Below are 14,883 nucleotides of genomic sequence, written 5' to 3'. Positions count from 1 at the left end.
GGGACGCGACCGGAGCCTGACGCGCCGGTCCACAATCCGAGGCCGCGCGCGGACCGGCCCCGTCGCGCCGGCGACGGTCAAGACAGCATCCAGAAGGCGAGGATCATGGCCGCATAGGCGGCGACCAGGAGTGCGGCGCCCTGCAGATCGACGCGGGACCGCCGCTCCGGATCGGGTGACAGCCACCAGCGCAGCCTCCGGGCGGTCCGCGGGACCAGCATCGCGGTCACGAGCACGCTGAAGACGTTGCCGATGAACAGCGCGATCGGAAAGTCCAGCCGCAGGGTCCGGCTCAGGATCGGCGTGCCGACCAGGAACCCCCACAGGAACACGGTGGGGTAGAGCGTCAGCACGACGATCATGTTCATCTTCCACGCGGGGGATGCTGCGCCCCCCGCCGGCACGACGTCGCGAAACCACTGCTCGAAGCCGCTCTGGACCGTCCGGGTGTGGAACTCGGCGGTGAGCGGCGCGGCCTCGGCGACCAGCGCCTGACGCTGCGGCGACTCCAGCCAGGCGCGGAGGTTCGCTTCGCCATCGAACCGGAGGATCGCGACGCAGTCCTCCTGAACCCCGGGCACGGCCGGCTCGAAGCGGTAGCCCTGCAGGCCGGGCGCCCGCGACTGCGCCGCGGCGATCTTCTGCTCCCACCTGCGGTAGGCGGCCTCCATGCCGGGCTTCACGCGGGTGCTGATCACCGCGCTGGCCGGCGCGGTGCGGGCCGCGCTGGCGTCGTCCTGGACGATGTGGACGTCGTCGCGGCCGACGAGCATCGGCGTGGCGCCCTCGATGCGGGTCTGCCGCTCGTCGGAGCCGAGCCAAGCCTTGGCGTGGTCCAGGCTGCTGAACCGCTGCAGGATCACCCAATCCACCTGCAGCGGCGGATGCGGGGGGATCAGGCGCTGCTCGATGAAGCCGGGGAACGACGCGACCACCGCGCTGGTCCCGCTCTGCCACTGGGCGAACGCCTCGGTACACTCCGGCCGCACCGAGGTCTGCGTCACGATGCTGACGCTGGAGGCGCGCGCGCTCATGCTGCCGACAGCTTCTCGAACAGGCGGTCCGGCGTGAACGGCAGGTCGGTGAACCGCACCCCGGTGGCGTCGGCCAGCGCGTTCGAGACGGCCGGCGCCACCGGATTGATGCCGCACTCGCCCTGCGATTTCGCGCCGAGCGGCCCGATGCTGTCGATCGTCTCCGCGAAATGGATCTCGGTGCGCGGCGTATCGGCGTAGGTCGGGATGCGGCAGTTGCGGATTTGCGGGTTGACCATCCGGCCCGCCTCGTCGTGCACCATGTGTTCGACGAGCGCCCAGCCGTAGCCCATGGCGACGGCGCCATCGAGCTGACCGCGGCACTGCATCGGGTTGATCAGCCGGCCGATATCGGCGGCGTGGACGGAGTGCAGCACCCGGATCTCGCCGGTCACCCGGTGCACCGCGAGGCGCACGCCCTGCACGTTGCACGCGATGGTCCGTGGCGACAGGTAGGCCTTCCGAGTCGCCATGAAGCGGTGGTCGACCTTCGTCCCCTCGGCGTGGAGGTCGGGGAGTGCGATGCGCCGGTTGCCGCAGATGACGCCGGTGTCGTCCAGCCGGCACTGATCCCGCTGGACGCCGGCATGCCGGCTGGCGAAGTCCAGCACGTCCTCGGCCATCGCCTGCGCGGCGAGGTGGACCGCCTTGCCGCCGACCACCGTGCCGGTGCTCGCGAAGGTGCCGGTGTCGTAGGGGGTCCGGTCCGTGTCGGCGTTGATGATGTCGATGGCCTCGACGCGGGTCCCGAGCACCGAAGCGGCGATCTGCTTGTGCGCTGTGGTGATGCCGTTGCCCATCTCGGTGGAGCCGCAGGCGAGATGGTAGGTCCCGTCAGGCAGGAGCCGCATCTCGGCGCCCGAGCGGTGCTCCGTCGGCGGCCCGCATTCCAGCATGGCGAGCGCCACGCCCCGGCCCTCGGCCCAGTCCGCCCCCTCGGGCTTGGCGACGCCGTTGCCCGCCGCCAGGGCGCGCTCGACGATGTCGAGGCATTCGCCGATGCCGTAGCTGCCGAAGCTCGCGTCGCTCGGCGCCTTCCAGATCGATTCGATGTTGTCGCCCGGCTGGACCGCGTTCTTCCGCCGCATCGTGAACGGGTCGATGCCGAGCTTGCGGGCGAGGGAATCGATCGCGCACTCGATCGCGAAGGTGGTCTGCGAGGAGCCGTAGCCGCGGAAGCCCCCCGCCGGCACCATGTTGGTGTAGACCGCGTGGCCGATGCCGCGCTTGTTGAGGCAGCGATAGACGGCGATCGGGCTCGCCATCGCGGCCCCCAGGGTCTCACCGCCATGGCCGCCATAGGCGCCGGTGTTGGAATAGACCTCGACGTCGAGCGCCGTCAGCGTGCCGTCCCGGCGGGCGCCGATCTTCACCCGGGTGGTCATCGGGTGGCGCGTCGTGGCGCCGATGAACTCCTCTTCCCGGGTCCATTCCCACTTCACCGGGCGCCCGAGCTTCATCGTGGCGAACAGGACGAGATCCTCCGAGACCATCTCCTGCTTGCCGCCGAAGCCGCCGCCGACCCGCTCGGTGAAGACGTGGATATCCCGGGGCGACAAGCCCATCACGTAGGCGAGCTTCGTGCGCACCACGAACGGCGCCTGCGAGCTCGTCCGGACATGCCAGCGGCCCTCCTCGCCCTTCCAGGCGATCGAGCCGTGCGTCTCCAGGTGCGTGTGCTGGACGCGGGTGGTGGAATAGGTCTCCTCGTGCACCGCGTCGGCCTCGGCGAAGCCCCGCGCCACGTCGCCGATCTCGCCCTGGAGAGTGCAGTAGATGTTGGTGTTGGCGTCGACGTGGTCCTTGTCGTGGAGGATCGGCGCGCCGGGCGCCATGGCGGCGACCGGGTCGAACACCGCCGGCAGGACCTCGTAGGTCACCTGCAGGGCCCGGCAGCCGGCCTCGGCCGCCCCCTCGGACTCGGCGACGACCGCCGCGACCCGCTGGCCGGCGAAGCGTGCCACGTTGTCGAGGAGCAGGAGGTCGTCGGGGTCGACGAGGTGATCCTCGTGGAGCGCCGAGGTGAAGCGGCGCTTCGGCACGTCCTCCCAGGTGTAGACCGCCACGACCCCCGGCACGGCGAGCGCCGCCGCCTTGTCGATCGTCACGATCCGCGCATGCGCATGGGGCGAGCGCAGGACCTTCAGGTGCAGCAGGTTCTCGACCGCCACATCCATCGTGTAGCGGGCGGCACCGGTGAGGATCGCGTCGGTGAAGGGGTTGGGCAGGCTGGCGCCCAGCGCCTGACCGGGGAGATCCGCCTCGATGTTGCAGCGGCCGTGCAGGGCGTCGTCGATGGCGCGGTAGCCGGTGCAGCGGCAGAGATTGCCCTTGAGCGCGTGCGGAAGGTCGGCCTTCTGCGCGTCGGTCAGCGTCACCGCCGTCATGATCATGCCGGCCGCGCAGAAGCCGCACTGGAACGCCTGCGCGTCCCGGAACGCCTGCTGCATCGGGTGCAGATCGTTGCCGCAGCCGGACAGGCCCTCGATCGTGGTGACTTCGCGTCCCTCGGCCCGGAAGGCCGGGACGAGGCAGGAATGGAACGGCTTGCCGTCGATATGGACCGTGCAGGCGCCGCAATCGCCGGCATCGCAGCCTTTCTTGACGCCGAAGACCTCGAGATCGCGTAGGAAGGTCCGCAGGCACTGGCCCGGATGCGGCGCTGCGTCGTAGCGCCGGCCGTTGATCGAATACTGGGTCATGCGAGCTCCGAGCGGATCTGTTCGGCGAGGTATCGCGTGACGTGCTGCTTGTAGGGGGCCGAGCCGTGCACGTCGTCGAAATAGGCGTCGCCCGGCAGGCGCGCGTCGAGCGCGTCGCGCAACGCCTCGGCCGAGGGGCAAGCAGGGAAGCGCAGCTGCACGGGCCGGGGCGTGGCGGCCGTGACGGTGAGCAGGAAGTCCGCGCCGTACGCGCCGACCGTCCCGATGATCAGGGCCGCCGAGCGGCCGAGCTTGGTCAGCGACACCTGCCGCATGGCCGTACGCTTCGACAGGGCCGCGGCGGGCAGGTGGATGCTGCGCAGCAATTCCCCCGGCTGGAGGACGTTGGCGTGGTTGCCGGTCACGAAGTCGACCACCGGAACCCGCCGCGGCGCGCCCTCGCGGGGCCACAGGGTGCAGACGCCCTCCAGCGCCGCGGTGAGCGAGATCATCGCACCCGCGGGCAGCGACATGCACACGTTGCCGCCGACGGTGGCGGCGTTCCAGATCTTGAAGGACATCAGGAAGGAATCGATGCACTGGCGGAACAGCGGCACGGCGCGCCACGCCTCCGGCCCCGCGAAGGCGTGCAGGTCCGCGACGCGGCAGGTGGCGGCGATCTCGAGGCCGGCCTCGGTCACCGTCAACGGCACCCAGCCGAGGCGGTCGAGGTCGATCAGCGTGTCGACCGCGCTCTGCGGCTCGGAGAACAGCCACGTGCCCCCGGCCAACCAGGAGCAGCCCGCATGCCACCCCGGAATCTCGTCCACCGATGTCGGGCGCCTGACTTCAACGACTGTGGAGAGGTTCATATTTCGATCCAGATCATGCGCCGGAATTCAGATCTTTATTTGCCTTGATGCGATCGCCGTTACATTGTACAATATCGTCCTATAATGCCCATGCCACACGGAATTTGATCGTTATCGTTGGATGGAGGGCTGCGATTACTTGGCCGTTCGACCGTGAGGCCGCTCCGTCCGAACAAACCGCGTCGCGTGAGCGGCCCGGCAGCCCTGGAGGGCTTGCCGAGAGCGCTGGCTGAGATCGTCGGATCACAGCGGATTCGTGACCGCGTTGCCGAGGCCGCATCGCCTTATGCCGAACCGGTCGCCGCTACGGCTGAGGATATCCGAGCGGCGTCTGGCGAGGTCGGTATCCATTCCGCGAGAAGATCACATTCCGATGACCGGGAGTCGATCTCGGCCCAAATAGGCATGATCCTCGCCAAAACGTCAAGAATCTTCGTATTTCTCGATCTTTATTTGATAATCTATAATCAAAAAACGAATATAAATGCTTTTCGGTATTTGACTCGATTATCTGAAAAAAGTCTTTTCACTTGAAGTTGATCTAATTCGATTTGCGGACCATGGTCGAGCCGCCGTGAGACGGACCGACAAGAAATGGAGACGGGGACCGCAGGACCAGCAACCGAACGGTGCGGGCCTGTCCGGCTGCACGCGCCGCGGCCCGAAGTCTCATTCCGGGCCTGCCCGCAGGGGACGCTCCGCACGCGTGTCCCGCCGGCCAACGGCGCGCACGGCCGGCCTCTGCGGGCGGACAGGTGATCCGCCAGGGTCCACGGCCCTCGGATCGGAGGGGACGAGAGCATTGTCGGTTTGACTTGGATCACGCGCCTGACGGTCTGGGCGCGAAGCTCCTGCCCCTCGCTGGGAGGGATCAGGGGGTGATGCCGGATGTGGCCCGGCGGTGCCTTCCGACACCACCCGCGCCGCTTCCCTGCAAGGGGGAGGATAGCGAGTCGCGCTTCGTGACCGGCATCAGAGAGAAACCGCGCTAATGGCTGCCGCCGAGATACGCCGCCCGCACGGCGGGATCGTTGCGCATCTGCTGGGCCGGGCCCTGGAAGCGGATCCGGCCGTTCTCCAGCACGTAGGCGTGGTCGGCCACGCCGAGCGCCGCCATGGCGAACTGCTCGACGAGCAGCATCGTCACCTGCTCGGCCTTGAGCAGGCGGATGATCCGGAACACCTCTTCGACGAGCTTGGGCGCCAGCCCCATCGAGGGCTCGTCCAGCAGGAGGATCTCGGGCCGCAGCATCAGGGCCCGGCCCATGGCGAGCATCTGCTGCTCGCCGCCCGACAGGGTCCCGGCGAGCTGCGCGCGCCGCTCCTTCAGCCGGGGGAACATCTCGAAGGCCCGCGCGCGGTCGGCCGCGACGTCGCCCTTCGGCCGCGAGCCCGTCAGGCGCGGGAAGGCGCCGAGGGTCAGGTTGTCCTCCACCGAGAGCGTCGGGAACACGCGCCGGCCTTCGGGGGAATGGGCGAGTCCGATGCGGGCGACGGCGTGGCTGTCGAGGCCGCCGATCTCGCGCCCGTTCAGGCGGATCGAGCCCGCCCGCGGGCGGATCATGCCCGACAGGGCGCGCATGGTGGTGGTCTTGCCGGCGCCGTTGGAGCCGATCAGCGCCACGACCTGCCCCTTCGGGACCTGGAAGTCGAGGCCGTGCAGCACCTCGATCTGGCCGTAGCCGGCCGACAGACCGGTGACCTCAAGCATGGGTCATCTCCTCGTCGGCGACGGGGCTGCCGAGATAGGCCTCGACCACCTTCGGGTCGGCCTGCACCTCGCGGGCGCTGCCTTCGGCGATCTTGTGGCCGAAATCGAGGACGGTGACGCGGTCGCACAGGCCCATGACCACGTCCATGTGGTGCTCGATCAGGATCACCGTGATGCCGGCGTCGCGGATCTTGCGGATGATCGTCGTCAGTTCGGCGATGTCGGGGGCGGTGAGGCCCGCGGCCGGCTCGTCGAGGAGGAGCAGGACCGGGTCGAGGGCGAGCGCCCGCCCGATCTCGAGGAGCCGCTGCTTGCCGTAGGGGAGATTGCGGGCCTCGACCTGCGCCAGCGCGCCCAGGCCGACGAAATCGAGGATGGCCATCGCGCGGGCGCGCTGCTCGCGCTCCTCGCGGCGGCGGCGCGGCGTGCCGAGGATCGCGTCGAACAGGGTGCCGCGGAAGCTGTGGTGAAGCCCGACCAGCACGTTCTCGAGCGCCGTCATCTCGCGGAACAGCTGCACGTTCTGGAAGGTGCGGGCGATGCCGGCCGCGGCGATCTCGGAGGGGGTGCGCCCGTCGAGACGCCGGGTCCCCTGCCCGCGCGCCAGGGTCACGCTGCCGCCGGTCGGCCGGTAGATGCCGGTCAGCACGTTCATCATGGTGCTCTTGCCGGACCCGTTCGGGCCGATCAGCCCGTGGATCGTGCCCGGCCGCACCGCGAGGTCGACCCCGGCCAGCGCCTTGAGGCCCCCGAACTGCATCAGGACCTGCTCGACGGTGAGCAGCGGATCGGCGCCCGCACCGCCGCTCTGGGCGCTGAGCGCCGGGCCGGCGGCGTGGAGGTCCCTGCCGGCGGCGGTGTGGGCCGGGCGCAGGGCCGGGATGGCCCCGCGGACGAAGCCGACGATCCCGTCCGGCAGGTAGTAGACGACGAACAGGATCATCAGGCCGAACACCGTCAGGCGGAAATCGGTGACGGATTCGAGCGCGAGGGTCGCCGGGAAGAAGGCGAGGCAGAGGCCGACCGGGACCAGCAGGGCGAACCGGTTCTCCCGGCGGCGCAGGAAGGCGAGGCCGACCACCACCAGGGCAGCGAGGGCGATGAGCCCGGCCATGATCCGCACGAGCCCGATATCGGCCAGCACGTTCGGCATCATCACGACGATCGCGGCGCCGAGGATCGGCCCCGCCCGCGACTTGCGCCCGCCCATCGTGACGGCGAGCAGGAACAGCACGGTGAGTTCGAACCCGTAGGAGTTCGGCGCCACGTAGCGCTCCGACCACGCGAACAGCGCGCCGGCGAGCCCCGCCAGCGCGGCGGAGATCACGAAGGCGTAGACCTTGTAGCGGTAGACGCTGACGCCCATGCAGTCGCAGGCGATCGGCGAGTCGCGCAGCGCCTCGAAGGCGCGTCCGTAGGGCGAGCGCACCACCCGGTTGACGACCAGGATGGTCACGAGCAGCGCGAGGCACACGAGATAGTAGAATTCGAGCCGGCGCCCCGCCGCGCCCCAGGGCGCCTGGAGGCCGAGGAGCGAGAAGTCGAGCACCCGGGCCGGCGGCAGCGTGACGCCCAGGGGACCGTTGGTCAGCGGGGTCAGCTCGTTGATGAAGATCTGCACGATGGTGCCGAAGGCCAGCGTCACCATGGCGAGGTAGGGTCCGGTGACCCGCAGGGCCGGCACGGCGAGCAGCACGCCGAAGGCCGAGGTCACGCCGATCCCGGCCAGGATGCCCCACCACACCCCGAGCTTGAAGTGCAGGAACAGCACCGCCGCCGCATAGGCGCCGACGCCGAACAGGCCGGCATGCCCCAGGCTCACCTGCCCGGTATAGCCGACCACGATGTCGAGCCCGAGGATCAGGATCGCGTAGATGGCGATCACCACCACGAGATGGATGTAGTACGAGCTCGTGACGACGTGCGGGAAGGCGGCGAGGCCGACCGCCAGCAGCACGGCCCCGAGGGCGCCCACGTGGCGCGACAGGCTCGGGGCGGCGGCCGGGTCGGCCGCTCCAACGGGGGCGAGGGTCTGCGCCATGGCTCAGGCTGCCGGGAGGGATGCGCGGGCGGTCAAGCTCAGACCTTCTTGATGACCGCCTTGCCGAACAGGCCGACGGGGCGGATGGACAGGACGACGAGGAGCAGGATCAGGCCCGGCACGTCCTTGTAGCCGGTCGAGATGTAGAAGCCCGTCAGCGTCTCGGCGACGCCGAGGATCAGGCCGCCGACGATGACGCCGAGGCCGGATTCGAGGCCGCCGATGATCGCCACCGCGAAGGCCTTCAGCGCCAGCACGGAGCCCATGGTCGCCCCGGTCAGCGTCACCGGCGCCACCAGCACGCCCGCGAAGGCCGCCGTCATGGCGCTGATCGAGTAGGACAGCGTGATCACGCGCTGCGTGTTGATGCCCATCAGGCCGGCGGCGTCGATGTCGTTGGAGGTGGCGACGACCGCCTTCCCCCAGATCGACTTGCGATTGAAGATCTCGACCGCGAGCATCATCAGGAGCGCCCCCGCGACGATCAGAAGCTCCATCGGCAGGATGCGGATGCCGCCGACCTCGAGGGCGGTCTCGGGCAGCGGCGAGGGGAATTTCAGGTCGTCGCGGCCCCAGACGTTCTCGGCGACGTTCTTGAAGATGATGCCGAGCGCGATGGTCGCCATGATCCACCCGTACTCGGACTTGATCGTCACGGCCGGGCGCACGCCGAGGCGCTCGACCACGGCCCCGAGGGCGAAGCCGAAGACCAGGACCAGCGGGATCATCAGCCAGTAGCCGATGAACGGCACCAGGGTCAGGCCGAACAGGGCTCCGAGCGCCAGCGCCTCGCCCTGGCCGAAATTGAGCGTCTTCGAGGTGGCGAAGGTGAGCTGATAGCCGAACGCGATGGCGGCGTAGATCATGCCGACCGCGACGCCGGAGGCGATGAGCTGGAGCAGGATGGCCATGGCTGTGCTGTCACCGGAGGGACGTCCGGTCCCGCGGCAGGCGCCGCGGGACCGTCGGGCAGTTCGCGGGCGACCGCGCCCGGGCGCGGCCTTCGGGACCTCAGTTCGAGGTCTTCTCCTTGACGCGGACCACGCCGGCGTTCTTGGCGTCCTCGGCCTTGGCGTAGACGATCTTGCCGTCCTGGACCTTCCCGAACACCACCATGTTGCGCGAGATCGCGTTGTGGTCCTTGGCGGTGAACGGCTTTTCGTAGGTGGTGACGACCCCCTCGACCTTCTCGTTCAGGTTCTCCAGGGCGGTGCGGATCTTCACGCCGTCCGTGCTGCCGGCCTGCTTGATCGCCGCGGCGAGGAGGAAGATCGAGTCGTAGGCCTGCGCGCCGGCCACCGGCGTCGGGATCTTGGTGACGCCGTAGGTCTTGTAGTAGTTCTCCAGGAACGCCTTGCGCTTGGGCAGGGTCTGATCCTCGATGAAGGTCTGCGGCATGATCACGCCGTTGCCGTTCGGGCCGGCGATGTCGACGAAGCTCTGCATCGAGGACGGCCAGCTGGTGATCATCGGGACCTTCCAGCCGAGCTTGGCCATGCCGTTGGCGATCTGGGCGAGTTCCGGCCCGATCCCGTAGGCGAGGATCACCTCGGCGCCGGCCTGCTGCGCCTTCAGCAGCTGGGCCGTCATGTCGACGTCCTTGATGTTGAACTTCTCCACCGCCACGGGCTTCACGTTCTTCGTGGCGAGATACTTCTCGATATCCTCGCGTCCGAGCTGGCCGTAATTGGTCGAGTCGGCGAGGACCGCGATTTTCTTGTGTCCCTGCGCGAGCGCCTCGTCGACCATCAGGCCGGCCTGGAGCACGTCGTAGGCGGAGTTCCGGAAGACGTAGTTCGCGTCGTAATCCGGCTCCTTGAACTGGTTGGTGATGATCGTCCCGGTGGCGACATTGTTGAACACCGGAATCTCCGCTTCCTGATAGAAGCGCTGGGCGGCGAGCGCGACGCCGGTGTTGATGAACCCGACGGTGGCGACCACCTTCTCCTTGCTGATCAATTCCTGCGCGACCTGCGCGCCGACCTCGTTCTTGGCCTCGTCGTCGCGCTCCACGAGCTGGATCGGGCGGCCGAGCACGCCGCCGGCCTTGTTGATCTCGGCGGCCGCGAGTTTGGCGCCGTCCCGCATCGAGACGCCCATCGAGGAGGAGCCGCCAGTAAAGGGGCCGGTCAATCCGATCTTGATCGGATCCGCCGCCCGTGCCGGCGTCGCCGCGAGCGTGATCACCAGCGCGGCGGCTGCCGCACGACTTGCGAAGATCATCGTTTCCCCTCCAAGCTGCCGCTCGCGCGGTGTGCCCTTCGTCGTGGCACTCTGGATGGCAGATCTCCTTGAGTTGCCGCGGGCCGTCAAGCTGCAGGATCGATAAAGTCACGACGATCAATACGGAGTGTCCGGGGACGACCCTCGGGAAAGCAACATCGTCGAAAAAAATTCCATTCCGATACACGCGCGGCGGGATTATCGGACCCGCGTGATCGTGGCGGCAGTCGCGGCTCGGCCGGCTCACCTTGAGCCCGGCCGCTGAAATACCTCCCCCCCGACCCGGATCCCGTCTCCCCGTCCCCGGCCGCATCCCGCTCCGCCTCCGGTCCCGTCGAACCGGACCGCGAACGCGTGTGGCCGGCGGGGATACCTTCTCGCAGGGCGAGAAGGAATTTTCGAAATCTGGAAAGTCGGCGCTGGACAGTGCCGGACGCGGGACTGCACACTGCTGCCAACGAACAAGAGTAAACGGGAGGAACGATGCTGCTGGAGACAGCTGCAGCGCGCGAGGAAGGCTCTCGATCGTCGCTCTCCAAAGCTCTCGCGTTGCTGGTTGTTGTCGCCGAGCGGAGCGAGAAGGGCGTCGGCCTGAGTTCGGCCGCGGCCCGCACCGGTCTCCACGTTGCCACCGCCCATCGGCTGCTCGGCGCGCTCGTCGACGAGAACTTCCTGAACTTCGATCCCTACACGAAGCGGTATGTCCTGGGGCTGATGCCCTACGAGATCGTCAACCGGGCCGGACCGGATCTCGAATTCCTGCAACTGCGCAAGAAGCTGCGTCCGATGCTGGAGAGCGCGCAGAGGCGGCTCGGCGGGATCATCAACCTGTCCGTGCCCTCGTGCGGCGAAGCCCTGTGCATCGACGTGATCGAGGGCCGCGCCCAGATCCTCGTCAGCACGCTGAAGGTCGGAGCGCGGCGCCCCCTCGGGGTCGGGGCCGCCAGCCTCGCGTTGCTGGCGACGCACCCGCTCGCCAGCCGGACACAGATCATCGCGCGCGAGGCGGAGCGCTACCTCAAATACGGGCACCTGTCCGCCACGCTCGTGACCGAGGCCTGCACGCGGTTCCTCGCCGACGGCTACGTGGTCAACGAGGCGCTGATCATTCCGGACATCGGCGCCTTGGCGATCCCGGTCTTCGAGGCGGGGGCCGTCGTGTGCGCGGTGTCCGTCACCAACACGATCTCCCATCTGCGCTGCGACAGTCGGGCCGGGATCGCCGAGACCCTTCGCCGGGCCGTCGTGGACGCCGGCTTCAGCACCGAGGCGGCCTGACCGATGTATCCGATCGATCTCTTCCATCGTCAGGCGGCCCGGACCCCGGATCGCATCGCCGTGGAGTTCGGCGACGCGCGGATGACCTACGCGGATCTCGCCGCGCGCGTCGGCGCACTGGCGACCGGGCTGCAGGCGATCGACCCGGAACCGCAATCCCGCGTCGGCATCTGCTGCTTCAACCATGTCGAGCACGTGGTCGCGTGGCTGGCGGTGCTGGCGGCCGGCAAGGTCTGGGTCCCGCTCTATCCGAAGAACAAGGCGGCCGAGATCGGGCTCGGCATCGCGTTCACGGAGGCCTCGATCGTGATCGCGGACGCACCGGCCCGATCGCTGGTCGAAGGCGCCGGGGGCACGATCCTGGTGGCGGACCGGAACGGCCGGGCGGGAACGACCGGGGGCCTCGCGGGCGACCACGCCGGGTCGGCGCCGCGCTTCCACCCGCTCCCGCTCCACGCCACGCAGGCGATCAAGTTCACGGGCGGGACGACGGGCAAGCCGAAGGGGGTGATGCAACCCTATCGCGCGTGGAACACCAACATCGCCACTCAGGTCGCCGCCTGGGGCCTGCAGGCCGGCGATCGCCTGCTGGCGGCGGCGCCGATCACCCACGGCACCTCCACCTACATCCTGCCGACGCTCGGCACCGGCGGGACCCTCGTCCTGCTCGATCAGCCGCGGCCGGACGAGATCCTGCACTGCCTCGCCGAGGGGGAGATCGCCACGACCTTCCTGCCGCCGACCGTGATCTACATGATGATGGCGCTGCCCGCGGCGCGGCGCGGCGCGTACCCGCACCTGCGCAACCTCGTCTACGGCTCGGCCGCGATGCGTCCGGACGCCATCGCCGAGGCGCAGTCGGTGTTCGGCCCCTGCATCGCCTCCACCTACGGCCAGACGGAAGCGCCGCAGATCGCCACCATGATCTCGGCCGCGGAACTGGCGCGCCCGGACAAGCGGGCGACCGTCGGCCGGGAGACGATGCTGACCCGGGTGGCGATCCTCGATCCCGAGGGCACGATCCTGCCGACCGGCGCGTACGGCGAGATCGCCATCCGGGGCGACCTCGTGATGACGGGCTACTGGAAACAGCCGGACAAGACCGCCGAGACGATCCGGGACGGGTGGCTGCACACCGGCGATCTTGGAAGCTTCGACGCGGACGGCTTCCTGTCGATCAAGGGGCGGGCCAAGGACCTGATCATCACCGGCGGGTTCAACGTCTACCCGGCCGATGTCGAGCCGGTGCTCGGCCAGCACGCCGCGGTGTCGGACTGCGCGATCTTCGGCGTGCCCGACGACAAGTGGGGCGAGGCGGTCCACGGGGCGATCGAGCTCCGCGACGGCATGACGGCCGATCCCGAGGAGATCATCCGCTTCGTCAAGGACCGGCTCGGCTCGGTGAAGACGCCGAAATCGATCGTCGTCTACAAGTCCCTGCCGCGGAACAACTACGGAAAGCTGCAGAAGCAGGTCCTGGTCGAAGACCACATCGCGCGCGCCGCTCAGAAGAGGCAGGAGCCATGAGCCCCAAGACACCCACCACGGCCCTGAGCCATCACACAACGGACGCGATCTACTATCGCGAGAAGAATCTCGTCGCCGAGATCCTGAAGCCCGGGGCCGCGCCCGACTTCGTCGCGGAGGCCGCCGCCCACATCCTCGGGCGCGACGTCTCGGAGGGCGAGCGCCGCGTCCTCAACGCGATCATGATCACCATGATGGAGCACGGCTTCACGCCGAGCGCCATCGCCACCCGCTCGATCTACATGAGCGCGCCGGAGAACATGCAGGGCGCGGTGGCCGCCGGCCTGCTGGCGGTCGGCAGCCAGTTCGTCGGCACGGTCGAGAACAACGCCCGCATCCTGAACCAACTCGTCGCCCTGCCCGCCGACGCCCAGCGGACCCTGGCGGAACGCGTCGTGGACGACCACAAGGCCCGCAAGGTGCACATGCCGGGCTTCGGACACCACCTGCACCGCCCGGAGGATCCGCGGGCGGTCCGCCTCCTGGAGATCGGCGCGGAGAACGGGCTCGACGGCGGTCACATCGCCGCCCTCCGCCTCCTGTCGGAGGTGGTCGACCAGAGGGCCGGCAGGCACATCACCATCAACGCGACCGGCGCCACCGCGGCCCTGCTCGGCGAGATGGGCGTGCCCGTCGACCTGATGCGCGGCTTCTCGCTGATCGGCCGCACGGCCGGGCTCGTGGCGCACATCGCCGAGGAGCAGCAGCGCCCGAGCGGCCGCTTCATCTGGGACCTCGTCGACAAGTCCATCCCGTACGAGGCCTGACGATGCGCGACTACGCCCTCGTCACCGGCGGCAGCCGCAACATCGGCGGCGCGATCGCCCGGCGGCTCACCGCGGACGGCTTCAAGGTGATCGTGCTCGACATCGTGAAACCCGAGCACGACGACCTCGACAGCTTCGTCGAAGCGGATCTGTCCGACGCGGCCGCGTTGCCGCGGACGCTCGCGAACGCCATCGCGGGCAAGACCGTGACCCGCCTCGTCAACAACGCGGGCATCGTGGCGCCCGCCGCCCTCGAGGACACCGATCCCGCGAGCCTCGATGCCGTCGCGGCGGTGAACCTCAAGGCGCCGATCCTCTGCGCGCAGGCCCTGCTGCCGGGCATGCGGGCGGCCGGGCGCGGGCGCATCGTCAACATCTCGAGCCGGGTCGCGCTGGGCAAGGAGCTCCGCACCGTCTACGCGGCGACCAAGGCGGGCCTGCACGGGATGACCAAGACCTGGGCCCTGGAACTCGGGCGGGACGGCATCACGGTGAACGCCGTCGGGCCGGGCCCGATCCGGACCAGCCTGTTCGACACGGTGAACCCGCCGGGCGACCCGCGCACGGACGCGATCATCGGCAAGGTTCCGATGGTGCGCCTCGGGACCCCGGACGACGTCGCCGACGCCGTCAGCTTCTTCGTGTCCGACCGCGCCGGCTTCGTGACCGGCCAGGTCCTCTACGTGTGCGGCGGAATGACGATCGGCTCGGTCTGACGCGCGCAAGATTCGGCAACGCCAAGATCCAGAACCATCAAGTTCCAAGACGATCAAGACCCAAGACCATCA

Annotated in this window: 12 protein-coding genes; 5 read left to right on the top strand and 7 right to left on the bottom strand. The window is 69.0% G+C overall.

Annotated elements, in window-relative coordinates; genetic code table 11:
• Window positions 1-77: 77 nt before the first annotated feature.
• Genes MKL01_RS11890 through MKL01_RS11880 form a run of 3 tightly spaced genes read right to left on the bottom strand, consistent with a single transcriptional unit; the run spans window position 78 to window position 4,506 of the window.
• Entirely contained in the window at window positions 78-1,034 is a 957-nt protein-coding gene (locus tag MKL01_RS11890; protein WP_243905416.1) for an antibiotic biosynthesis monooxygenase, read from the bottom strand.
• Window positions 1,031-3,736 (bottom strand): molybdopterin-dependent oxidoreductase, encoded by a 2,706-nt coding sequence (locus tag MKL01_RS11885; RefSeq protein WP_243905415.1) that lies wholly within the window; start codon window positions 3,734-3,736, stop codon window positions 1,031-1,033. Before MKL01_RS11885 ends, MKL01_RS11890 begins: the two co-directional genes overlap by 4 nt.
• A complete protein-coding gene (locus MKL01_RS11880) occupies window positions 3,733-4,506 on the bottom strand; it encodes an FAD binding domain-containing protein (protein WP_313901458.1) in 774 nt (257 codons plus the stop codon). The genes MKL01_RS11885 and MKL01_RS11880 overlap by 4 nt, the downstream gene beginning before the upstream one ends.
• A 228-nt stretch (window positions 4,507-4,734) precedes the next feature.
• Here MKL01_RS11880 and MKL01_RS11875 point away from each other — a divergent pair, with 228 nt between their 5' ends.
• Window positions 4,735-5,082, top strand: a complete 348-nt coding sequence (locus tag MKL01_RS11875) for a hypothetical protein (protein ID WP_243905413.1) — start codon at window positions 4,735-4,737, stop codon at window positions 5,080-5,082.
• A gap of 454 nt (window positions 5,083-5,536) precedes the next feature.
• Here the strand turns inward: MKL01_RS11875 and MKL01_RS11870 are convergent, their stop codons facing one another.
• The 4 genes from MKL01_RS11870 to MKL01_RS11855 form a co-directional block, all read right to left on the bottom strand.
• Window positions 5,537-6,259 (bottom strand): ABC transporter ATP-binding protein, encoded by a 723-nt coding sequence (locus MKL01_RS11870; protein WP_243905412.1) that lies wholly within the window; start codon window positions 6,257-6,259, stop codon window positions 5,537-5,539.
• Window positions 6,252-8,300: a branched-chain amino acid ABC transporter ATP-binding protein/permease gene (locus tag MKL01_RS11865; protein ID WP_243905411.1), complete on the bottom strand. Its 2,049-nt coding sequence runs from the start codon at window positions 8,298-8,300 to the stop codon at window positions 6,252-6,254. The genes MKL01_RS11870 and MKL01_RS11865 overlap by 8 nt, the downstream gene beginning before the upstream one ends.
• A 38-nt stretch (window positions 8,301-8,338) precedes the next feature.
• Window positions 8,339-9,211 (bottom strand): branched-chain amino acid ABC transporter permease, encoded by an 873-nt coding sequence (locus MKL01_RS11860; protein ID WP_243905410.1) that lies wholly within the window; start codon window positions 9,209-9,211, stop codon window positions 8,339-8,341.
• A gap of 100 nt (window positions 9,212-9,311) precedes the next feature.
• Complete coding sequence (locus MKL01_RS11855; RefSeq protein ID WP_243905409.1) at window positions 9,312-10,523, bottom strand: ABC transporter substrate-binding protein; 1,212 nt, start codon at window positions 10,521-10,523, stop codon at window positions 9,312-9,314.
• Window positions 10,524-11,006: 483 nt separating this feature from the next.
• On the opposite strand from MKL01_RS11855, the gene MKL01_RS11850 reads away from it, so the two are divergent.
• Genes MKL01_RS11850 through MKL01_RS11835 form a run of 4 tightly spaced genes read left to right on the top strand, consistent with a single transcriptional unit; the run spans window position 11,007 to window position 14,811 of the window.
• Complete coding sequence (locus tag MKL01_RS11850; protein WP_243905408.1) at window positions 11,007-11,801, top strand: IclR family transcriptional regulator; 795 nt, start codon at window positions 11,007-11,009, stop codon at window positions 11,799-11,801.
• A gap of 3 nt (window positions 11,802-11,804) precedes the next feature.
• On the top strand, window positions 11,805-13,328 hold the full coding sequence (locus MKL01_RS11845; protein WP_243905407.1) for a class I adenylate-forming enzyme family protein: 1,524 nt from the start codon (window positions 11,805-11,807) through the stop codon (window positions 13,326-13,328).
• Complete coding sequence (locus tag MKL01_RS11840) at window positions 13,325-14,095, top strand: citryl-CoA lyase (RefSeq protein ID WP_243905406.1); 771 nt, start codon at window positions 13,325-13,327, stop codon at window positions 14,093-14,095. Before MKL01_RS11845 ends, MKL01_RS11840 begins: the two co-directional genes overlap by 4 nt.
• A 2-nt stretch (window positions 14,096-14,097) precedes the next feature.
• Window positions 14,098-14,811, top strand: a complete 714-nt coding sequence (locus tag MKL01_RS11835) for an SDR family NAD(P)-dependent oxidoreductase (protein ID WP_243905405.1) — start codon at window positions 14,098-14,100, stop codon at window positions 14,809-14,811.
• Window positions 14,812-14,883 lie beyond the last annotated feature (72 nt).

The sequence above is a fragment of the Methylobacterium sp. J-070 genome (genome assembly GCF_022829385.1).
GTDB lineage: Bacteria > Pseudomonadota > Alphaproteobacteria > Rhizobiales > Beijerinckiaceae > Methylobacterium.
The sequence above is the reverse complement of the archived record's forward strand: the minus strand, read 5'-3'. Positions and strand labels throughout refer to the sequence as shown.